17 protein-coding genes are annotated in these 21,902 nt (G+C 67.8%); 4 read left to right on the top strand and 13 right to left on the bottom strand.

Annotation, left to right across the window (positions count from 1 at the left end; translation table 11 throughout):
* Window positions 1–78 precede the first annotated feature (78 nt).
* The 3 genes from G6N25_RS18360 (at window position 79) to G6N25_RS18350 (ending at window position 6,424) form a co-directional block, all read left to right on the top strand.
* Complete coding sequence (locus G6N25_RS18360; protein WP_083076274.1) at window positions 79–4,245, top strand: bifunctional nitrate reductase/sulfite reductase flavoprotein subunit alpha; 4,167 nt, start codon at window positions 79–81, stop codon at window positions 4,243–4,245.
* Window positions 4,246–4,396: 151 nt separating this feature from the next.
* Entirely contained in the window at window positions 4,397–4,669 is a 273-nt protein-coding gene (locus G6N25_RS18355; protein WP_232065834.1) for a hypothetical protein, read from the top strand.
* Window positions 4,670–4,777: 108 nt separating this feature from the next.
* Window positions 4,778–6,424 (top strand): NAD-dependent malic enzyme, encoded by a 1,647-nt coding sequence (locus G6N25_RS18350; RefSeq protein ID WP_083076258.1) that lies wholly within the window; start codon window positions 4,778–4,780, stop codon window positions 6,422–6,424.
* 263 nt (window positions 6,425–6,687) lie between these two features.
* On the opposite strand, the gene G6N25_RS18345 is transcribed toward G6N25_RS18350, so the two are convergent.
* The 13 genes from G6N25_RS18345 to G6N25_RS18285 all read right to left on the bottom strand — a co-directional run bounded on the left by G6N25_RS18345 (window position 6,688) and on the right by G6N25_RS18285 (window position 20,220).
* Complete coding sequence (locus G6N25_RS18345; RefSeq protein WP_083076256.1) at window positions 6,688–7,170, bottom strand: CAP domain-containing protein; 483 nt, start codon at window positions 7,168–7,170, stop codon at window positions 6,688–6,690.
* A gap of 20 nt (window positions 7,171–7,190) precedes the next feature.
* Window positions 7,191–7,790 (bottom strand): hypothetical protein, encoded by a 600-nt coding sequence (locus G6N25_RS18340; protein ID WP_083076254.1) that lies wholly within the window; start codon window positions 7,788–7,790, stop codon window positions 7,191–7,193.
* Window positions 7,787–8,398, bottom strand: coding sequence for an Mce protein (locus tag G6N25_RS18335; RefSeq protein WP_083076252.1), 612 nt, complete (start codon window positions 8,396–8,398; stop codon window positions 7,787–7,789). The genes G6N25_RS18340 and G6N25_RS18335 overlap by 4 nt, the downstream gene beginning before the upstream one ends.
* 17 nt (window positions 8,399–8,415) lie before the next feature.
* Entirely contained in the window at window positions 8,416–9,909 is a 1,494-nt protein-coding gene (locus G6N25_RS18330) for an MCE family protein (RefSeq protein WP_083076250.1), read from the bottom strand.
* Window positions 9,910–11,031, bottom strand: a complete 1,122-nt coding sequence (locus G6N25_RS18325; protein ID WP_083076248.1) for an MCE family protein — start codon at window positions 11,029–11,031, stop codon at window positions 9,910–9,912.
* Window positions 11,028–12,329, bottom strand: a complete 1,302-nt coding sequence (locus G6N25_RS18320) for an MCE family protein (protein ID WP_083076246.1) — start codon at window positions 12,327–12,329, stop codon at window positions 11,028–11,030. Before G6N25_RS18320 ends, G6N25_RS18325 begins: the two co-directional genes overlap by 4 nt.
* Window positions 12,329–13,486: an MCE family protein gene (locus tag G6N25_RS18315; RefSeq protein WP_142272818.1), complete on the bottom strand. Its 1,158-nt coding sequence runs from the start codon at window positions 13,484–13,486 to the stop codon at window positions 12,329–12,331. The genes G6N25_RS18320 and G6N25_RS18315 overlap by 1 nt, the downstream gene beginning before the upstream one ends.
* Window positions 13,483–14,514, bottom strand: a complete 1,032-nt coding sequence (locus G6N25_RS18310; protein ID WP_083076244.1) for an MCE family protein — start codon at window positions 14,512–14,514, stop codon at window positions 13,483–13,485. Before G6N25_RS18310 ends, G6N25_RS18315 begins: the two co-directional genes overlap by 4 nt.
* The gene (locus tag G6N25_RS18305) at window positions 14,511–15,779 is read right to left on the bottom strand and encodes an MCE family protein (protein ID WP_083076242.1); all 1,269 of its coding nucleotides are present in this window, start codon (window positions 15,777–15,779) and stop codon (window positions 14,511–14,513) included. Before G6N25_RS18305 ends, G6N25_RS18310 begins: the two co-directional genes overlap by 4 nt.
* Before the next feature lie 4 nt (window positions 15,780–15,783).
* On the bottom strand, window positions 15,784–16,632 hold the full coding sequence (locus G6N25_RS18300; protein ID WP_083076240.1) for an ABC transporter permease: 849 nt from the start codon (window positions 16,630–16,632) through the stop codon (window positions 15,784–15,786).
* The gene (locus G6N25_RS18295) at window positions 16,629–17,396 is read right to left on the bottom strand and encodes an MlaE family ABC transporter permease (RefSeq protein WP_083076238.1); all 768 of its coding nucleotides are present in this window, start codon (window positions 17,394–17,396) and stop codon (window positions 16,629–16,631) included. Before G6N25_RS18295 ends, G6N25_RS18300 begins: the two co-directional genes overlap by 4 nt.
* 204 nt (window positions 17,397–17,600) lie before the next feature.
* Entirely contained in the window at window positions 17,601–19,298 is a 1,698-nt protein-coding gene (locus G6N25_RS18290) for a family 2A encapsulin nanocompartment cargo protein cysteine desulfurase (protein WP_083076237.1), read from the bottom strand.
* Window positions 19,285–20,220: a family 2A encapsulin nanocompartment shell protein gene (locus G6N25_RS18285; RefSeq protein WP_083076235.1), complete on the bottom strand. Its 936-nt coding sequence runs from the start codon at window positions 20,218–20,220 to the stop codon at window positions 19,285–19,287. Before G6N25_RS18285 ends, G6N25_RS18290 begins: the two co-directional genes overlap by 14 nt.
* Window positions 20,221–20,616: 396 nt before the next feature.
* On the opposite strand from G6N25_RS18285, the gene G6N25_RS18280 reads away from it, so the two are divergent.
* Window positions 20,617–21,894: a TQXA domain-containing protein gene (locus G6N25_RS18280; RefSeq protein ID WP_083076233.1), complete on the top strand. Its 1,278-nt coding sequence runs from the start codon at window positions 20,617–20,619 to the stop codon at window positions 21,892–21,894.
* Window positions 21,895–21,902 lie beyond the last annotated feature (8 nt).

The raw sequence follows: 21,902 nt of genomic DNA, 5'->3' as shown, positions 1-21,902 counted from the left end.
AGGCCCTTGCGCGCTGGAGGGGAGGAAGTAGGCGTGGCCGATGAGCGTAACGGCGCCCGTCCGCACGCGGTGAACAGCATGTGCGCGTACTGCGGTGTCGGCTGCGGCATGGTGTTACAGGTCACAACCGACCCCGAAAGCGGCCGCCGTCACGTTACGAAATCGGTTGGAAATAAAAGCCACCCGGCCAACTTCGGCCGGTTGTGCACCAAGGGCGCGACCACGTCGGACATGCTGGCCGCACCGGGCCGGATGGATTCGCCCTACCTGCGGGCCGACCGCGGCGAGCCCCTTGAGCCGCTCGGCATGGACAGCGCGATCACCCGGTGCGCGAAGCGGCTGCGGGCGATCATCGACCGGCACGGCCCCGACTCCTTCGCCATGTACGTGTCGGGCCAGATGTCCATCGAGGCCCAGTACTTGGCGAACAAGCTGACCAAGGGGTTCATCGGAACCAACCAGATCGAGTCGAACTCGCGGCTGTGCATGGCCAGCGCGGGTTCCGGCTACAAGCTGTCCCTCGGCGCGGACGGGCCGCCCGGCTCCTACCAGGATTTCGACCGGGCCGATGTGTTCTTCGTCATCGGCGCCAATATGGCCGACTGCCATCCGATCCTGTTCTTGCGCATGATGGATCGCGTCAAGGCCGGCGCCAAGCTGATCGTCGTCGACCCGCGCCGCACCGCGACCGCCGAGAATGCCGACCTCTTCCTGCAGATCGCGCCGGGGGCAGACCTCGCGCTGCTCAACGGGCTGCTGCACCTGATCATCGAAGATGGGCACACCGATCCCGAATTCATCGCCGAATTCACCGAAGGCTGGGAGGTGATGCCCAGCTTCCTCGAGCAGTACACCCCCGACAAGGTCAGCGAAATCACCGGCATCCCAGCCGAAGACATCCGCACCGCGGCCCGCTGGATCGGCGAGGCCGAGAACTTCATGAGCTGCTGGACGATGGGCCTCAACCAGAGCACCCACGGCACCTGGAACACCAACGCGATCTGCAACCTGCACCTGGCCACCGGCGCGATCTGCAAGCCGGGCAGCGGCCCGTTCTCGCTCACCGGTCAGCCCAACGCCATGGGCGGGCGCGAGATGGGTTACATGGGGCCGGGTCTGCCGGGCCAGCGCTCGGTGGCGTCCGAGGCCGACCGCGACTTCGTCGAGGACCAGTGGGGCATTCCCCGCGGGTCGCTGCGCACCGAGGTCGGCACCGGAACCATCGACCTGTTCTCCCGCATGGCCGACGGCGCGGTCAAGGCGTGCTGGATCATCTGCACCAATCCCGTTGCCAGCGTGGCGAATCGCAAGACGGTGCTGGCCGGCCTGGAGCGCGCCGAATTCGTGATCACCCAGGACGCGTTCCTGGAGACCGAGACCAACGAGTACGCCGACGTCGCGCTGCCCGCCGCCCTGTGGTCGGAGTCCGAGGGGGTGATGGTCAATTCGGAGCGCAACCTGACCTTGTTCCAGCCGGCGGTCACGGCGCCGGGCCAGGCGCTGCCGGACTGGCAGATCATCGCCCGGATCGCTTGCGAGATGGGCTTTTCGGCGTCGTTCAGCTACGACTCCGCCGCGGATGTATTCGAGGAGATCACGCGGTTCTGGAATCCCGCGACCGGTTACGACCTACGGGGGGCCAGCTACGACCGGCTGCGGCAGACGCCGCTGCAGTGGCCGTGCCCGCCCGAGGGCACCGGCGACCGCAACCCGATCCGTTACCTGAACGACGGTGTGAGCCAGACTCGATTGGTCCGCGACGACGGCAGCGTGCCCCGGCTGGCCTTCCCGACGCCGAGCGGCCGCGCGACGTTCTTTGCCCGCCCGCACCTGCCGCCCGAGGAAATGCCCGACGACGACTTCCCGTTCCTGCTCAACACCGGGCGGCTGCCGCACCAATGGCACACGATGACGAAGACCGGCAAGGTCGCCAAGCTCAACAAGCTCAACCCCGGACCGTTCGTCGAGATTCACCCCGACGATGCCGCCCGGCTGCAGATCCACGACGACGACCACGTCGAAATCGCTTCCCGGCGCGGCCGTGCCGTGCTGCCCGCCGTGATCAGCGACCGGGTGCGGCCCGGTAACTGCTTCGCCCCCTTCCACTGGAACGACGCGTTCGGCGAATACCTGTCGATCAACGCCGTCACCAACGACGCCGTCGATCCGCTTTCGTATCAACCGGAATTCAAGGCGTGCGCGGTCACGCTGACGAAGGTCGCCGTCGCCACGGCCGACCCGCCCACCGGTCCCGGGACGGCCATCGCGCCGGATCCCGATCGCCGCGACGACGTGGCGGCGATCGACCTCGCCCGCGTCGACGCCTTCGCCGAAGTGCTCGGCGTCGCAAACGAACCGGCGCCGCAGATCGGCCCGCTCGGCCGCTCCTACCTCGCGGGACTGATAGCCGGGCTGCGGTCGGAAGCCGGCCTGCGCACCGCCGGGGTGCCGACCCTGCCCCACACCGCCCCGTTCGACTCCAGCACCCGGCTGTGGGTCGACGGTCTGCTCGCCGGGCTGTTCGCCCGCACCGAGGCACCGCGGCCGGCGCCGGCGCCCGCGCCGGCCGCCGAGGACCCGCCGGTCCCAACGCCCGACCGGGCGCCGGTCGTGGTGTTATGGGCCTCGCAGACCGGAAACGCCGAGGAGCTCGCCGCCGAGGTCGCCGCCAAGCTCGGTGAGGCTCGGCTGTCGGTCGCATTGCACAGCATGGACGACTTCCCGGTGGCCGACTTGCCCACCACGCGAGAGCTATTGGTGATCACGAGCACCACCGGCGACGGCGAGGCCCCCGACAACGGCGCCGGCCTGTGGCGGGCGCTCACCGGCGAGGGCGCACCGCGGCTCGCCGGCACCCGCTACACGGTTCTCGCACTGGGCGACTCCAACTACGACGACTTCTGCGGTTATGGGCGCAAGCTCGACGAGCGGCTGGCGGAGCTGGGCGCGACACGCATCGCCGACCGCGTCGACTGCGAGCCCGACTACGAGGAGGCCGCCGCCGGCTGGCTAAGCGCGGTTATCGAGTCGCTGACGCGCACGCCCACCCCGGTCGGCCAGGGCGCCGCCCCGGCCACGGCGACGGCCGCGGCCGCGCCCCGCCCGGCGGCGCAACCCGCGACACCCGCCTACAACAAAAAACATCCGCTGATCACCGGCATGGTCCGCAACACCGTGCTGAGCCAGCCGGAATCGGTGAAAGACGTGCGGCAGTTGGTGTTTGACCTGCCCGAGGAGGCCGTCAGCTACGAGGCCGGTGACGCGCTCGGGGTGTGGCCGCGCAACAGCGACCAACTGGTCGACGAATGGCTGTCCGTCACCGGGCTGGACGGGCAGACCCCGGTCGAGGTCGGCGAGTATGGCCTGATGTCGCTGCGCTCGGCGCTCACCGAGCGAATCGAGATCGCCCACATCAGCCGGGACCTGGTGCGGTTCGTGCAGGAGCGCACCGGCGACCAGAAACTCGCGGAACTGCTGCGGCCGGAAAACAAGACCGCCCTGAGCAATTGGACATGGGGGCGCCAGTCCGTCGACCTGCTGGCGCGGCTGCCGGTCTCCGCATCGGCCCACGAGTGGCTGCGGGTCCTCAAACGCCTTCAGCCGCGGCTGTACTCGATCTCGTCGAGCCCCAAGGAGCACCCCGGGGAAGTGCACCTGACGGTTTCGCCGGTGCGCTACAACTTTCAGGGCGTCCCGCGCCGCGGCGTGTGTTCGACCTACCTCGCCGACCGCTCCCCCGGCGATCGAGTCGCGGTCTATCTGCAGCCGTCGAGCAATTTCCGGCCGCCGGGCGAGTCGGACACGCCGATGATCATGATCGGCCCCGGCACCGGCATCGCACCCTTCCGCGGTTTCCTGCAGGAGCGTCGCGCGCTCGGCCACACCGGTCCGAACTGGCTGTTCTTCGGCGAGCAGCACGCCGCCACCGACTACTACTACCGCGACGAGATCGAAGGAATGCACGCCGACGGATTCCTCAACGAGCTCGACCTCGCGTTCTCCCGGGACCAGCAGGAGAAGGTCTACGTGCAGCACCTGATGCGCAAGCGCGGGGCCCAGCTGTGGGCGTGGCTGCAGGACGGCGCGCAGCTGTATGTGTGCGGCACCGCCGATCCGATGGCCAAGGACGTCGACCGCGCGCTCTGCGAGATCGCGGCCGAGCACGGCAGCCTCGGCCCGGACGCGGCGAAGGCCTACGTCCAGTCGTTAAGCGCCGACAAGCGCTACCACCGCGACGTCTACTGACCCACTGCCGCGTGCGAGGAAACGCGTAATACGGCGGAAACGTCGCCCACCCGCCGCCGAAACATCCGTGTCGGACGATTCCCTCAGGAGGTCGCGCACCTGAAGGAGTGACGTACGGGTGGCTCGCGAATGTGATGGGCCCGATGGGGTCGTGAGGGCTGACTGCCCGCTGCGTTGCCGGCTGCGGTTCGACGGCACGACCGACGGCCGGTCGTCGGCGCCGGGCCACGTCGATTGGGCCGGCTTGCCCATCAACCTGGACCTGGCGTTCTCCCGGGACCAGCGGGACAAGGTCTACGTGCAGCACCTGATGCGCAGGCGCGGGGCTCAGCTGTGGCGCGCCGGGTCGCCGTGCGCCTGCGACATCGCGGCCGACCGCGGACTCGTCTACCCGGACGCGGCCGAGTCCGTCTCCGGTCGATAGCCGTCCCACGGCCGTCCCCTTCAGACACCCTTCAGGGTGCGTTCACTGAGTTCCGTGGGATCGGCGCTACCGTGGCGTGGTGGTCTGGGTCATCGGACGGAGGTTGTGATGAGCGATCCCCACACGCCGCGGATCCCCCCTGCGCTGGCCGCGCCGAGCCTCAATCGTGGGGTGGGGTTCACTCACGAGCAGCGCCGACGGCTGGGGCTGACCGGCCGGCTTCCGTCGGCGGTGCTCACGCTCGACGAGCAGGCCGACCGCGTGTGGCATCAACTCCAAAGCCTCGCTACGGATCTCGGCCGCAATCTGCTCCTCGAGCAGCTGCACTACCGCCACGAGCTGCTGTACTTCAAGGTGCTGGAAGACCATCTGCCCGAGCTGATGCCGGTGGTGTACACGCCCACCGTCGGGGAGGCCATTCAGCGCTTCTCCGATGAATACCGCGGGCAGCGGGGACTCTTCCTGAGCATCGACGAGCCGGACGAGATCACCGAGGCCTTCGAGACTTTCGGCCTCGGCCCCGACGACGTCGACCTGATCGTGTGCACCGACGCCGAGGCGATCCTGGGCATCGGCGACTGGGGTGTGGGCGGAATCCAAATCGCCGTCGGCAAGTTGGCGCTCTACACCGCCGGCGGCGGGATCGATCCGCGGCGTTGCCTCGCGGTGTCGCTCGACGTCGGCACCGATAACGAACAGCTGCTGCAGGATCCGTTCTACCTGGGCAACCGCCACGCCCGGCGCCGCGGCGAGGAGTACGACGCCTTCATCAAGCGCTACATCGAGACCGCGCACCGGTTGTTTCCGCACGCCATCCTGCATTTCGAGGACTTCGGGCCGCTCAACGCCCGCAAGATTTTGCAGACCTACGGCGACGAGTACTGCGTCTTCAACGACGACATCCAGGGAACCGGCGCGGTGGTGGTTGCCGCCGTGTATGGCGGATGCCACGTCACCGGGGTCCCGCTGCGCGACCAGAAGACGATCGTCTTCGGAGCCGGCACCGCCGGGATCGGGGTCGCCGACCAGATCCGTGACGCGATGGTCGCCGACGGCGCCACGGCCGAGCGGGCCAGGTCCCAGATCTGGCCGATCGACAAGCAGGGCCTGCTCTTCGACGACATGGACGACCTGCGCGATTTCCAGGTGCCGTACGCGAAGAACCGCAAGCAACTGGGCGTGGCCGCCGGGGACCGGGTGGGACTGGTGGACGCGATCAAGCTCGCCTCGCCCACCATCCTGTTGGGCTCCTCGACGGTGTTCGGCGCGTTCACGCAAAAGGTCGTCGAGGCGATGACCGCCTCCTGCGAACGGCCGATGATCTTTCCGCTGTCCAACCCGACCTCACGCATGGAGGCCATGCCGGCCGACGTGCTGGAGTGGTCGAACGGCAGGGCGTTGATCACCACCGGCACTCCCGTCGCCCCCATCGAATACGACGGCACCGTCTACACCATCGGCCAGGCCAACAACGTGCTGGTATTCCCCGGCATCGGCCTGGGCGTCATCGTCGCCCGGGCCAGGACCGTCACCCCGGGCATGCTGCAGGCGGCGGCGAAAGCGATTGTGGCGCAGGCCAGCCCGACCGACCCCGGGGACTCGCTGCTGCCGGACGTGCAGAACTTGCGGGCGATCTCGACGGCGGTGGCCGAGGCCGTCTACCACGCCGCCGTCGAAGACGGGGTGGCCACGCAGACGCACGACGACGTGGCGCGGGCCGTCGCCGACACGATGTGGACGCCGGTCTACGACTGAGCGGGCCACGTGAATGTCGGGCGCGTGGCCGTGCGCCAATCCGCAGGTGCCACATCGGTCACTGGCCGGCCGGCATACGACGATGTGCCCACCTCAGCGCGACAGCCACCCGCGCGCGCCGCTGTGAAGCGGACGAAAAGGTAGGTGCCGCCGGCGCCGAGTCTGCGCTGGTGGCATCGAGCCTGCGTCCACGGCTGGCTTTTCGCCTGGGGCGCCGCCACCACCGCAGTCTCGGCGGCCCCAGCCAACGGCGCCAGAGACCCCTAGCGCGGCTTCAGCGCCGCCACCGGTTGCCCGTAGACCGCCACCACGACGGTGCGGTCGATGCTGTTGTCCGACCACACCCCGATCGCGGTGTTGGCGCAATCGCGGATGATCGCCATGTCGTCGGGGTTGTCATACCACTGGTTGACCAGTTCGAGGCTGCTGATCGACATCGCCGGGTTGATCGCCACCGTCTCGGCGGCCGCGCCGCGGAATCCGGCGGCGTTGGCGCGGTCCTGCGGCGTCGAGCCGTCGGACCCGATGTCGCCGTTGATGTTTCGATTGTTGATCATGTCTTCCGCGTGCCATTCGGCCGCCAGCGTCAGCGCGTTGTTCCTGACGACGTCGTTCGTGCAGCCCGCCTGGTGCTGCAGGGTGTAGACGGCGGAGACGACGGCGCTGTTGAGCCGCTTGTTATCGGCACCCGCGGCGGGGGCCAGCGACGCCCCCGCCACCGCGGCGATCACGGCGGCGGGCACCATCCGGGCGCTGAGACCTCGCATCAGACCGGGTCGAAATGCGAAACCAGCCATCGGCCGTCGACCCTGTCCAGCGTCACCCGGACGACGGGCTGGGTGTCCGTGGGAGCGCCGTCGCCGATGGTCACGGTTTGGTCGACGAACAGCAGGGCCACGGCGTGGTTGGCGGTCGCCGAAACCGAGGCCGCCGCATTCACTTTGGCCACCGCCGAGATGTGCTTTTCTTTCGCCCCGGGGATGACGACCTGGCGGGTCAGCTCGGTGTACGCATCCTTGAAATCGCCCGTCAGCCGTTCGCGCGCCGCACCGAGATCCTTCTCCACGGAATCCGCCTTGTAGGACAACAGGGCGACCGCGTCTTCGCCGGCGACCCGCACCGATTCGGCACGGGCACGCGCAAGGTCGTCGGCCAACCCGGCCACCCACGTGAGGTAGCCCGCCGCCAGCGCCAGCAGCAACGCGATCGCGGGCAGGACGCCGTAGGCGAACACGCGCGGCCACGCGATCGGCCGCGTTTCCCCGCCGGTCGACCCGTCATCGGATGCGTGGTCGACCTCGGCGGCTTGCGAGTCAGCGTTGGCTGTCTCCTCGTCGCGCCCGGTGGCGTCGCGGAGCGTCGTCATGGCACGAACACCACGTTGGACACCTTGGCGTCTCTGGCGTCGGGGCCGACCGACCGGACCTCGATCCTCATCCGCCATTCCCGCGGCGCCTCCTCGCCGCCGGCGGTGCGGGACTTGACGGCGACCGCCACCAGCACCTGCGCCGAGTCGCCCCGCTCTGATTCCAGCCCGGCGTCGGTGATGGTGCCTTCCGATTTCGACTGCGCCGCCTTGACGACCTCGACGAACGGCTTGGACCGTTGCTCGAAGTCGTCACGGAAAGCCCCGGTGGATGAGTCCAGGATCCGCTGCACGTCCGCATCGACTTCCGTGTAGTTGATCGTGGTCAGGTTCACCGCGCCCTGCCGAGCGACCTGAACGTACAACTCGCGCTTGGCGTTAGCCTCATGCGCTTCGTACGCCCGGTGGCCCAGCCAGCCGGCCAATCCGGCCAGCGCCGCCACCACGGCGGCGCTGGCGACCAAAGCCGCCGCCGGGTGGGAGAGGCGGGGGGTGGCCCGCCCCCGCCAGCGCGCGAGCCGATCCTTAGATTGACTTTCGTCCCCGTCGACCCTGCCGGCGTCATCGATCTCGTCGGCGGCCTCGGGTTCTTTGGCCTCTTCGGTCATGGTGCTCCTTCGAATGCTTACGGCGTCGGACCCAGAAGTGATTGCCAGCTTTTGGCGCGCGGGTGCGCCAAGTCGGCCTCGGTGTAGCGGTGCCCGTCGGGCCCTATGTAGTCACCGGTGGCGGGGTCGTAGGTCGCGACGGCGAGCGGCGGCGGCGCGGGCGGCGGCGGCGCGGGCGCCGGCGGCGCTGTGCCGCGCGGCGCCGGCAGCCGCGGATCTTGTCCCGGCGGATACATCGGAACGCCCTGCCCGCTGTAGGTGGCGTTGGGGTCTCCCTTCCAGTTGTAGCCGTCGTTGAGCGGCACGTACTCCTCGTCGCTTTCGCACAGCTCGACCGTGGGCGCACGCTTCCACGGCTTGGCCTCACACGGAATGTTGCGCACCCCACGGACATTGAACTCGGAGTCTTGCGGCACGCGGCAAAACAGGTCGGCGGCGGGGCGGTCGGGGGCGTCCACGCTGGCCGGTGAACGGCGCTGTGTGGGGGGCAGGTAGCCGGTCGTGCACGGCGGCGGCAGGTTGATGTTGAGGTTGAAGTCCAACTGGGCGCCCTTGTATTCCTGCTTGGTGTTGGAGCTGGGCACGACGATTGCCGCCATGGCCGCGATGCCTTGCGGCAACAGCACCAGGAGTTGTTCGATGTCGTGGCGGTAGACGACGGCGATGTCACCCAGGCTCGCCAGGTTGGCGAACAGCACCGGGACCGCGGGCGCGACCCGGTCGAACAGCGCGCGACCTTCCTCCAGCCCGGAAGTGCCCTGCGTCAACAGGTCTCGCAGCGCCGCATCTTGCGCCTTGAACTGGGCCGTGATGGCCGCGACTCGATTGGCCCACGTGGCGATGTCGTCCGCCGTCCGCACCTGCGAGTTGAGCACCGGCGGGGACTGGTCGATCAGCGCGGCGAGCGGGTCGACGGTCCGGCCGCCGGCGATGGCGAGGGCCGTCGACCCGTCGACGATCCGCGACAACTCCGGCCCTAGGCCGCTGACCGCGCGGTCGCTCTCGTCGATCACCGTGCGCAGGTTGTCACGCGGAATCGCCTGCAGCGCACGGTTGGTCAGGTCGAGCAGATGCCCGATGTCGACGGGCACGTCGACGCGGCCGGCGGGAATGACGTCGCCCGCGCGCAGCGGCCGGGAATGTTCTCCGTCCTTGCCGGGTTGCGGGGTCAGTTCGAGGTACTGTTCGCCGATCGCCGACCGGCTGTGCACCGACGCCTGGACGTCGGAGGGAACCTTGACCCCGGACCTCATGGCGAGCACCGCGCGCACCCCGGTGGCGGTGACCTCGACCGACTTCACCTGACCCACGTCGGTGCCGCGATAGGTGACGACCGAGGTCTGATAGAGGCCACCCGACTGAGGCAGGTCGACCGTGACGCTGTACTCCCCGATCCCGAACAGCGTCGCGGGCAGCTTCATGAAGTTGAACGCCATTGCGCCACAAGACACCACGGTCACCAGCGTCAAGATCGACAACTGGATCCAGGTGCGGCGGTTCAGGCGCAGCATTCAGTATCCCCCGAAGTGGTACGGATAGGTCAGCGGGTTGCCCGCCGTGGCCGGGCTCGGCTGCATGCCGATCGTGCGTCCCCACTGCAGTTCGAGTTGGGTGAGGTTTCCCTCCCACCGCGAGCCGGTGAAGATCCCTTGGTCGATGCGGCTCAACGTCAGATCGACGACCAGGGTGAGGTTCGCGTAGTCGCCGCGGAACCAGTTCCGCGCGGTGGACGCCGGCCACGGATAGGCGACCAAGCCGTCCAGGCCCCTGGTGAGCGACGGCCCGGCGTCGGCGAGCGACCGCAGCACCGGCGCGATGTTGCGCAGGTTGTTCACCAGAGACTCCTTGCTCTGGTGGATGGTGTCGGCCGCGATCGCGCTGAACTTGCCGAGCTGATCGACGGCGTCGGCGATCTTGGTGCGCTCTTCGGCCAGCACCGCAAGCGCTTTCGGCACGGTCGTCAGCGCCCTGTCGACGACGGGATCTTTCGCGGCGACCTGGCCCGCCAGCGCGTTGAGATTCTCGGCGGCCCTGATGATGTCGTCGGTCTGGGCGTTGGTGCCGGCGATGAATTGGTCGAGCTGGCCGAGCAGGCTGCGCATGTCGTTTTCGCGGCCGGCGAACGCCCTGGCGAGCGCCCGGGTGATTTCCTGCAGCTGACCAAGCCCGCCGCCGTTGAGCAGGATCGACACCGAGGCCAGGGTCTGTTCGGTGGTCGGATACATGCTCGCGCGCGACAACGGGATGACCGACCCGGTTGTGAGTTGGCCGACGGGCGGCTCATCCTTGGGGGGCGCGAGTTCGATGTGCATCGAGCCGAGCAGGCTGGTCTGCCCGAGTTTGGCGGTCGAATTGGCCGGCAGGTGAACGTCGCCGTTGATGCGCATCGTGACCAGCGCGTGCCAGTCTTGGAGCTCGATCTTGGTGACGTTGCCGACGTTGACGTCGTCCACCCGAACCCGGGTGTTCTCCTGAATGGTCACGACGTCGGGCATTTGCGCCTGGATCGTGTAGGAGCCCGGGCCGCCACCGGCGGTACCGGGCAGGGTGAACGAATTCAGGCCCTTCCAGCCGCACGATGACAGCGCGGCGATGCCTGCGAGGCAGAGCGCCGAGACGAGCGCGCGTCTCACGATGCCCCCGTCGGAAGCATCAGGTCCCGCAGCACCTGCGTCGAGTCGACCCTGCCGTTCGGCGGTGGTGGCGGCGCCTCGGCCGGCGGCGGCGCGTCCGGCGGCGGGGCCGCTTCGGGCGGGGGCGCAGCGCCGGGCCGAAGCCAATCCTCGCTGTACGTGATCTCATTCGGCCGGGCCTGCGTCCCGACGAACGGGTTGATGCCCGCCGGAATGTAGTTGTAGATGCGGTTTTTGATGATCGGGTCGATGTACTGCAGGCAGAGCTTCGAGACCCGGTCCAGGCGCAGCCGGGAGGCGGCCTCGATCGAACTGCAGATCCACTGCGGGATGTCGGCGAAGTTGTTCAGCGCGATGATGCCGGTCATCGCGCTCTGAGCCGGCTGGTAGATGTTCAGGAAATTCTGGAACACGGTCGGGGCGATGTGGAGGATCTGTTTGATGTCGCCGCGACTGTCGTTGAGCGCGGTGGTGATGGAACCCAGCCGGTCGAACGTGACGCCGACCGCGTCCCGGTTCTCGGCGAGGAAGTCGCGCAGGTCGGTTAGCGCCCCGTCCAGCCCCTTCACCGCGTTCGCCACTTCGTTGGGCGTGTTCGAGAGCACCGTCGTCACGCCGGCCAGGTTCTGGTTGAACGAGGCCAGCAGATCGCTGCTGGAGTAGAGCGCCGACACCAGCAGCTGCAGATTGCGCACGGTGCTGAAGATGTCGTCGGCGTGATCGCCCAGCGCCGAAATCGCCTCGGACAGTTTGATGACGGTGTCGCGGGCGGTGTCGCCCTCGCCGCGCAGGTTGTCGGCGGCCGAGTCGATGAATTCGCCGACCGAGTTCACCCCGCCCGGGGCGGTGGGCTGCAGCGCGTCGGTCAGCTTCTCCAGCTGCCTGCGAAAGTCGTCCCATTCGACGGGGACCGCGGTGCGGCTCAGCGGGATCGACGCGCCGGGGCTCAGCGTGGGTCCGCCGGAGTACGCCGGGACGAGCTGGATCGCCCGGGATGTCACCAGCGACGGCGACAGGATCGCGGCGCGCGCATCGGCCGGGACCGCGTACTGCTTGTCCACGGAAAATGTCACCTTGGAGCTGGTCGGCTGCGGCTCGATCTTGTCCACCGCGCCGACCGCGACCCCGAGGATCCGAACCTCGTCGCCCACGAACAGGCCGTTGGCTTCCGCGAAATAGGCGGTGTAGGTGTTCCTTTCGACGTGGTTGAGCAGCTTCGCGCCGACGAGGAACGAGGCCACGACGAGGGTGGCGACCAGGCTGACGCCGGTCACCGCTCGAAGTGTGCGCCGACCCATCACCGGCCCCCCGCCTCGGCGGGCGCGGGGCCGGGGGCGGGCCCCGGGGAGGGCGGCTGGGACCAGATCGGGTGCGGCGCGTTTTCCGGCGGCACGGGTGGCGTGCCGGTCGGCGGGTCCAGCGACTCCGAGGGCAGCCCCTGGTCGGGGTTCAAGAACCGGTCGTACATCCGCGCGTCGATCGTCGGCCCGCTTATCTGCCCGGGGATCAGGTTGGCCACGTAGGCCTTGAAAAACGGCCCCGAGCCCAGGCATTCGCCGAACGACATCGCGTACCGCTTGAACTTCGGCAGGGTCTTCTGCAGGTCTTCCTTGCGGTTGTCGAGGACTTCGAGCACCCCGTTGAGCTTGTCGAGGGCCGGCTTGAGCTGGGTCCGGTTGTCGTTGACCAGCGCCGAAATCTGATGCGACACCGCCGTGAGGTTGTTCATCAGCGCGTCCAGCGAGTCCCGTTCGTCCAGCAGCGCCGCCAGCAGCGCGTTGGAATCGGCCACCAGGGTGGCGATCTGCTGGCTGCGCCGGCCGAGCACCCCCGAGACCTTGTTGGCATTGCCCAACAGGCTGCGCAGCTGCGCGTCGCGGTTGTTCAGGGTGTCCGAGAACCGGGCCACGCCCCGCAGCGCGGGCCTGAGATCCGCCGGTGTCTCCTTGAAGGTGTTCGCCAGAGTCGTTAGGGCCGAAGATAGTTGGGCGGTGTCCAGTCCGCTGATCGTTGTCGTGAGGTCGCCCAGCGCGTCGGGAAGGTCGTAGGGCGAGTGGGTGCGTTCCAGCGGGATGGGGCCGCTCAGCCTTCCGTCGCCGCGCGAGGTGAGCTCGAGCATCTTGCTGCCCAATATCGTTTCGGTCTTGATCGCCGCTTCCGTGCGGTCGCCCAGCTCGATGGTTTTGCGGACGGTGAAGCCCACCCGGACCCTGGTGCCCTCCAGCCGGATGTCCGAGACCCTGCCGACGCCCATGCCGGAAACCCGCACCGAGTTACCGGGTTTGATGCCGCCGGCCTCGGCGAAGTAGGCCGCATAGTCGTTGGTGTTCTTGACGAATGGCAACTTGTCGTACTGGAAGGCGGCGACGGTGACGCAGACGAGGATCGCGCTGCCCATCACCCCGACCATGAGGGGGCTCCGCCGCCCGAGCGGTGTGAGCTTGGGTAGCTTCATCGCGGCGTGCACCGCCCGCTGGGCTGGCCGAGCAGCTTGACAAAGATCGGGTTGCCCCCTTTGCCGTTGAGCTTGAGCAACACTTCGCAGAAATAGAAGCCGAAGTAGTCACCATTGAGGCCCTGCCGGGACAGCACCTGGTAGATGTCGGGAAGCTGCTTGAGCAGGTCGTCGACATAGTCGCGGTCCGATAGCACCTGCCCGGACATGCGGTCGGTCTCGCGCACCACGTCCTTGATCGGCTGGCGCGCTTGAACAAGCAGATCGGCGACCGACCCGGCCGCGGCGTTGATATAGGCGAGCCCGGTGGAGATGTCATTCTTGCGCTGCGCCAAGCCGTTCACGAACCGGGAAAGATTGTCCAGGCCGTCGGAGAACTCGCGGTCACGGGTGGCGAAGGTGTGCAGCACGGTGTTCAAGTTGGTGATCAGCTCGCCGATCAGCTCGCTTCGACCGGCCAGGGTCGAGGTCAGCACCGAGGTCTGCGCCAACACCGAGGCGAGGGTGCCGCCCTGGCCCTGGAAAATCCGCAGCAATTCGCCGGACAGTGCGTTGACCTGATCGGGATCCAGCGCGCGGAACAGCGGCCGGAACCCTCCGATCAGCGCGTCGATGTCCAGGGCGGGCGACGTCCTTGCCAGCGGAATCGTCGCGCCCGGCGGCAGGCGGCGCGGCGGGCCGGGGCCCTCCTCGAGCGCGAGATAGCGGTCACCGATCAAGTTTTCGTAGCGCACGACGGCCTTGGTGCCCTCGCCGAGTCGCACCCCCTTGTCCACGGAGAAGCCGACCGTGACCGTGCCGTCGCGATGCAGGGCAAGATCGCCCACCTTGCCGACCTCGACGCCGGCGATGCGCACGAAGTTGCCGGACTTCAGGCCGGATATGTTCGTGAAGACCGCCTGATAGCCGGTGCGGTCTTCGAAGCGCAGCTGGCCGAACACGGCGATCAGCGAAAAGGTGAACACCAGGCAGACCGCCGTGAATGTCCCGACGCGCAGGACGATGGCGGACATCTTCCGTCTTTTCATGGCGGCGGCGGCCCCCCGCGGTAGAAGTAGCGCGGCGGTTCGGGCGGGTTCTTGGTGGTCGGGAAGTAGTTGGCCCACCACGGATTACCGACCCACGGCGTGGTGCGGATCTCGTCGGGCGCGGCGCCCCACCCGGTGTCGGTGACGAGCGCGCGCACCGGGAAGTTGGCGCTCGGGTCGGGCAGCGAGCCGCAGCTGGGCCTGCCCCCCGGGCCGCCGGTGGCGTTGACCTTGGGGAGATGTCTGGGGTATCGGTACGGGTCGTCGCCAAAGAGCAGCGCGGCATCAAGGATCACCGAGTAGCCGTTGCCCCCCAACGCGTCCCGGCCGCCGTGGTCCACATACCATTGCGCGCCCTGGAACAGGCACGCGAAGGTCGGCGAGTATTTCGTCAGCAACGCCGTGGTCGGATCGAGCAGGTTGAAGGACCGCACGATGTTGGCTTCGTTCCCGCCGATCACGTTGATGCCGGTCTGGCTGAAGCCCGCCGCCGACAACAGCAGCGCGTCGAGCGATCGTTGATTCTCGGTGAGGGTCGTGCTGGTGGTTGCCGCCGAGTCGAGGATCGACAGGAGATCCTGCGCCGCATTCGAATAGGCGGCCGTCGCCTTGCCGAACAGCCGCCAGTCGTGGTGGATGGTTTCCATGCGGGGGTTGACGGTCAGCAACAGGTTGTTCGCGCCGGTGATCGCCTCCCCGAGGCGTTCCCCCTTGCCGCGCAACGACTCCGAGAAGGCCGACAGGATCGCGTTCAGCTTGGCCGGGTCCAGGGCCCTGACCACCGCCTGCAGGTTCTCGAACACCGTATTGACCTCCACGGTGACGTTTCGGGAGCGCAGCACCGCGCCGGGCTCCAGCGGTGTGTGGCTGGGTTGGTCGGGCACGATCAGGTCGACGTACTTGGACCCGAACGCGGTGGTCGACTTGATCTCGGCCTCGAGGTTGCTCGGCAGGTATTTGAACGGGCCCGGTTGCATCTTCAATTGCAGCCGCGCCGCTTTCACGTCGGTGCCGATCGACGCGACCTGGCCGACCTGCACCCCGCGCAGCTTGACCTTGGCGCCCTGCTCCATCACCAGGCCCGCCCGGTCCGAGACCAGCGTGAGCGGGACGGATTCTTCGAACGTGCCCGAGAACGACCCCGCGGTCAGCGCGATCAGGATCCCGACGACGATGAACAACGTTGGCGCCCACCAGATCGGGTCGACCCTGCTGCTGCGGACCCTGTTTCGCGTGCGCGGCCCGCCGTCGGTGTGGTTGCTCATAGAGTCATCCCGACAGGTTGAAGTTGCCGGACTGCCCGTAGACGGACAACGAAATCATCAGGCACACAAACGCCGTGACGATCATCGATGACCGCACCGAACGACCGACAGCCTCCCCCACACCGGCGGGACCACCCGTCGCGGTGAATCCGTAGTAGGTGTGCACGACCATCACGCCCGTCGCCATCGTCAGCGCCGCCAGGAACGACCAGAACAGGTCGGTCGGGCGCAAGAACGTGGAGAAGTAGTGCTCGTACACGCCGCGTGACTGGCCGTAGATGTAGATGGTGCCGAACTTGGCGGCGATGAACGACATCAGCACGGCGACGGCGTAGAGCGGGACGACGACGAGCACGCCGGCGATGATCCGCGTCGACGCCAGATAGGTGATCGCGCGGATCCCCATCACTTCCAGCGCGTCGATCTCCTCGTTGATGCGCATCGCGCCCAGCTGCGCGGTGGTGCCGGCACCGATCGTGGCCGCCAAAGCCACGCCGGCCGTGCACGGCGCGATCATGCGGACGTTGAAGAACGCGGACAGAAACCCGGTCAGCGCCTCGACGCCGATGTTGGACAACGTGTCGTAGCCCTGCACCGCGACGAGGGCGCCGGTGGTCAGCGTCAGGAAGCCGATGATGCCCACGGTGCCGCCGATCACCGCCAGCGCGCCCGTGCCCATGCCCATCTCCGCGATCAGCCGCAGCACTTCCCCCGGGTAGCGCCGCACCGCATCGGCGGTGGCGGCCAACGATTTCCCGTAGAACTCGGTCTGTTCGCCCAGCCGCCGGGTGGCGGCCACCAACCTGGGGCCAAGGCTGGCAACCCAGGCGGGTTCGCGTGCGGCGTCGGTCATTTGGCGGTCACCTTCACGCCGAGGGCCGTGATCACGATGTTGATGAAGAACAACGCCATGAACGAGAAGACCACGGTCTCGTTGACCGCGTTACCGACGCCGGTGGGGCCCCCACCCACGGACAGGCCCTTGTAGCAGGCGATCAGTCCGGCGGACAACCCGAACAGGGTCGCCTTGATGAGCGAGATCACCACCTGCGGAAGCCCCGTCACGAGCGTCATCCCGGCGATGAAGGCGCCCGGCGTGACGTGCTGAACGAACACCACGAAGATGTAGCTGCCCGTCAACCCCGTCACCGCGACCACCGAGTACAGCAGCAGCGCGACGAACGTCGCCGCGATGATGCGCGGAACGACCAGGGCCTGAACCGGATTGACGCCGATCACCTTCATCGCGTCGATTTCCTCGCGGATGGTCCGCGCCCCCAGGTCGGCGCACATCGCGGTCGATCCGGCGCCGGCGACGGCCATCGCGGTCACGACCGGCCCGACCTGGGTCACCGACGCCAGCGCGGCGCCGGCGCCCGAGAGGTCCCCGGCGCCGATCTCGACGAGCAGGATGTTGAGGACGAACACGATGAGCACCGTGTAGGGAATCGACAGCATGATCGTCGGGAAAATCGAAACCCGCGCGACGAACCAGATCTGCTCCAGCAACTCGCGCCACGCCCACGGCCCGCGCACCACCGCGACCAATGACTCCGCGCCGAGGAGGAAGAATTGGCCCAGGGCGTTCATCGGCTTTGCGACGGTCGTGGCGTTAATCAGCTCCGTTCACCCCCCGGATTTGCCCGTCCTCGTCAATGCACTCAAAGGCGTCGTAATTACTTGTCCCGCAATGGATTAACCATGCTCGCGGGGAGGACTTTGCCACGCCGCCTGATTGCAGATAGAAACACGACGCCAGCTTATGGGCAGCCCGATGGGGGTCTATAGGGTTGCGATCAAGCAGAAATAATCTCGTGATCGTCAGCCGACGTTGGTGCCGCCCTCGGCAATCCGGCGCACCGCGTCGATGAACACGTCGATTTCTTCGAACGTGTTGTAGAAGGCAAATGACGGGCGCACGGTGGCCTCCAGGCCGAGGCGACGCAGGATCGGCTGCGCGCAGTGATGCCCGGCCCGGACCGCGATGCCTTCGGCGTTGAGCGCCTTGCCCACCTCGAGCGGCTCGTGTCCGGCCAGCACGAACGACAGCACGCTGGCCTTCTCGGTCGCCGTGCCGACCAGGCGAACGCCCGGGATGTCGGCCAGCCGTGGGGTCGCGTACTCGAGCAATTCGTGCTCGTAGCCCGCGATGCGCTCGATGCCCACCCGCTCGACGTAGCGCAGCGCCTCGCCCAGCCCGACCGCGTCGGCGATGTTGCCGGTGCCGGCCTCGAACTTGTTGGGCGGGCCCTGATACAGCGACCGTTCGAGCGTGACGTCGGCGATCATGTTGCCGCCGCCCTGCCAGGGCGGGGTCTCCGCCAGCGCCTCCTCGGTCCCGTACAGGACGCCGATCCCGGTCGGGCCGTAGATCTTGTGCCCGGAGAACACGAAGAAGTCGGCGCCGAGCTCGGCGACGTCGATCGGCAGATGCGGAATCGACTGGGCGCCGTCGATCAGCACCCGGGCGCCGTAACGGTGACCCAGTTCGACGATTTTCTCGACCGGCGTCACGGTGCCCAACGCGTTCGACACCTGGGTCGCGGCAACGAGTTTCGTTTTAGGACCCAGCAGGTCCTCGAATTCCGAGAGCAGTAAATTGCCCGCATCGTCGACCGGCGCCACTTTGAGGATCGCGCCCGTCCGCTGCGAAAGCAGTTGCCAGGGAACGATATTGGCGTGGTGCTCCAAATGGGTGATCACAATCTCGTCGCCCGGCAGCACATGCTTGCCGCCCCACGCATAGGCGACCAGGTTGATGGCTTCGGTGGTGCCGCGGACGAACACGATCTCTTCGCTCTTCGGCGCGCCGATGAAACGCCGGACCGTCTCGCGGGCCTCTTCGTAGGCGTCGGTCGCCCGGGCGGCCAGCTCGTGCGCCGCGCGGTGGATGTTGGAGTTCTCGTGCGCGTAGAAGTAGGCCAGGCGGTCGATCACCACCTGCGGCTTCTGCGTGGTCGCGGCGTTGTCGAACCAGATCAGCGGCCTGCCGTTGACGGTCTCAGCCAGGATCGGGAAGTCCGCGCGCACCGCCCGAACGTCGAAGACCTCGTGCTCGTCCGGGAGCCGCGGAACCGGATCGCTCGCCGTGAGGAAGTGGTAGTTCGCCTCGTCACCGTCCGGCGCGGCCGCCGGCGCCGCGGACCAGCCCAGGTCGGGCACCGACGGCGCCCCGGGAAGCCACGACGGCGCCGATCCGCGCGGGGCCACCGGAACGGTCGGTGGCGCCGGGCTTATCGCGCCGGCCAGCACCCCGGGCACCGTCGGCACGATGCCCCGGGGCACCGCGAATGCGGTCAGGTCACCCGGCGGGAGAAACGGCTCGGCAACGCCCGCCGACGGGGCCGCCGTCACGTCCGGCACGCTGCCCCGCGGGGCCACCGGCACGGCCTGCGGCGGGGTGTCGGGTCCGGGCCGAATGCTGGCCGCGTAAAGCTGCGTGGCCAGCGCGGCGATCTCCGCGGCGCTGACGGGCAGCTCGCTTTCGGCGTCTACCGACCGATACTCACTTGTACTCATGGAACTGGTCCACGGCGACGTCGTCGAGCACGGCGAGCGCGTCGTCGGTGAGGACGGCCAGGGACGTGTAGAGGGTGACCAGGTACGTCGCGATCGCCGACTGGTTGATGCCGGTGAACCGCACCGAAAGCCCCGGCGCCTGCTCACCGACCAGGCCCGGCTGGAACAGGCCCACCACGCCCTGGCGTTCCTCGCCGGTGCGCACCAGGACGAACTTGGTCTTGCCGTCCTCCACCGGCACCTTGTCCGACGGAATCAGCGGAATGCCACGCCAGGTGATGAACTGCGCGCCGAACAGGCTCACGACCACCGGCGGCACGCCCCGGTAGGTGGCCTCGCGGCCGAACGCGGCGATGGCGAGCGGATGGGTCAGGAAGAAGCTGGGCGTTTTCCAGACCTTGGTGATCAGCGCGTCCAGGTCGTCGGGCGTCGGGGCGCCGGCCAGCGTTTGGATCGTCTGCTCGGGGGTCACCTGGGCGAGCAGCCCGTACTCCGGGCTGTTGACCAGTTCGAATTCCTGGCGCTCCTTGATGGTCTCGATGGTCAGCCGCAGCTGCTGGGCGACCTGGTCGTGCGGGCTGGAGTACAGGTCGGAGACCCGGGTGTGAATATCAAGCAGGGTCGAGATCGTGCGCAGCGTGTATTCGCGCGGACTGGTCTCGTAGTCGACATAGGTCTCCGGCAGCGGCTCTTCGGTGCCGGCACCCTCTTCGGCCTTGATGGCGACTCGCTCGGGGTTGACCACACGGTTCACCCGGTAAATACCCGCTTCCACCGGCACCCAGCTGAGCAGGTGAAGCAACCAGCGCGGCGTGATGGTCGACAGCTGCGGGACGGTCTTGGTCGCATTGGCGAGCTGCCGGGCGGCGAGATCGCCAAGTGCCTGAGACTCGTTTTGAGCCCCCTGTTGAGGCGCCGTCATCGTGGTCCTTCCGTCCTTGGTCGAATACTGCGGCGGGTTCGGCGGGTCCGTGATCGCCCGCCGTGATACGCATCCGCGCGCCGAGCCTAGGCAAGTCTAAGACCGGGGCGAAGGGTTTAGAGCAGGCGTGAGCCGAATGGGGCGCGCCGCGCCGAAATGGGGAACTGCCCTATAGTGGGGCGCATGCAACAAGCCGCACAGCCGCGCTTCATTCCTTCGCGCTGCGTCGCCGCGTGCTGCTGTTGTTGTTGTTGCTGTTGTTGATTTCCTGACGCCTTCTGACGACGTAGAAATCCTCGCGCCTTCCCCGCAACGGAGTGGACCTCACGGTTCGTCCAGCGGGATGAGATGCGCGCAGTCAAATCTCGGGCCACCTTTCAGGAAGATCAACCACTCATGACCGTGTTATCCATGCCCCATCGCGCCCCGGCGCGGGTGGCGACCCGCCGCCGCATCCTGGTGCGGCCGGCCACCGACGTCACCCAGATGACGCGCTATCGCGGGGGGACCTACTCGCACACCGTCGACACGATCGTCTTCGCCGACGGCAGCTCCGCGCGCACCGACCTGATCAGGGTCAACCCCAACCTGCGGGCCTACTCGCTGGACTTCACCGGCGTCGCTCCCCATCACCCGTCGCGGTACCGGCTGGGAACCTGGTCGGCCCTGCCCCACCTGCGCGCCCGCGGCCACGAGGCCGAGGTCGACTGGATCCTGCGCCACTCCTTCCCGATGCGCACCATCGCGGACCTCAGCCAGCGGCTGCGCGCCGCCGGCTACCCGCTGGGCGCGGCCAACATCAGCGAACACGAAGCCATCGCCGCAACCCAGGCCGCCATCTGGCATTTCACCAACGGCCTCGCGCTCGACACCCGGCCGCTGAACGTTCCCATCGCGGTACGGCGCGGGCCCGGGCCGGTGATCACCTTCGAATTCGACGGCCACCCACAGCTGGGCGGCTACTCGCTGTGGGCGAACTCCAACGCGGCCGTCGAGCTCAAGCTGCAAAAGTCGGCCAATGGCGTTGACTGGCAAGACGTTTCCGGTTCACGATTGACGACCGACGCGGGCAGGGGACGCTATCAACGCACGCTCGGTGTCGGAAGCACACTTTCGGCCGCCAGCCACGGCGGCGGCGGCCGCGGTTACCGCCACTACCGGTTGATCGCGGCGACGGACGCCGCCGCGCGCGCGATCGGCGATGTCCGCTTTTGGTTGACCGGTGCGAGCCACTACCGCAATGCCGATCGAGTCGTGCACCTCTACAATTACTTACTCATAGGGGCAAGCAACGCCTTGCGCAGCACCGACGAACTCCACCTAGTCGAAAGCCAAGCAACCGCCGAACCCAAACTCATAGGACCGTTCCAAGTGCCAATCCCATTGCGGCTCAGTGTCACTGACGGGCACACGCTCGTCGGCGCCAACGGTTTGGCCATCCGCGATACGGTCCACCCGGGCACGGATTTCTATCTGCGTCCGGCACCGGGCACGTCGGCGACGACGATGACCGCGACCACGCCGCACGGGCTCACCGGCCGGGTGCTGACCGGAGTGGCCCAGGGGGGCGCACCGCACCGATTCACGCCCATCGCCCTCACCGTTCCCACCGACGTGGCCATCGAATTCGACATCACCTGGCAGGCCGACGAGCCCTGTACCGAAATCGCCTAAGGGAGTTG

Origin of the sequence: Mycobacterium heidelbergense (genome assembly GCF_010730745.1) — a bacterium.
GTDB lineage: Bacteria > Actinomycetota > Actinomycetes > Mycobacteriales > Mycobacteriaceae > Mycobacterium > Mycobacterium heidelbergense.
This window is presented reverse-complemented; position numbering and strand designations above follow the sequence as displayed.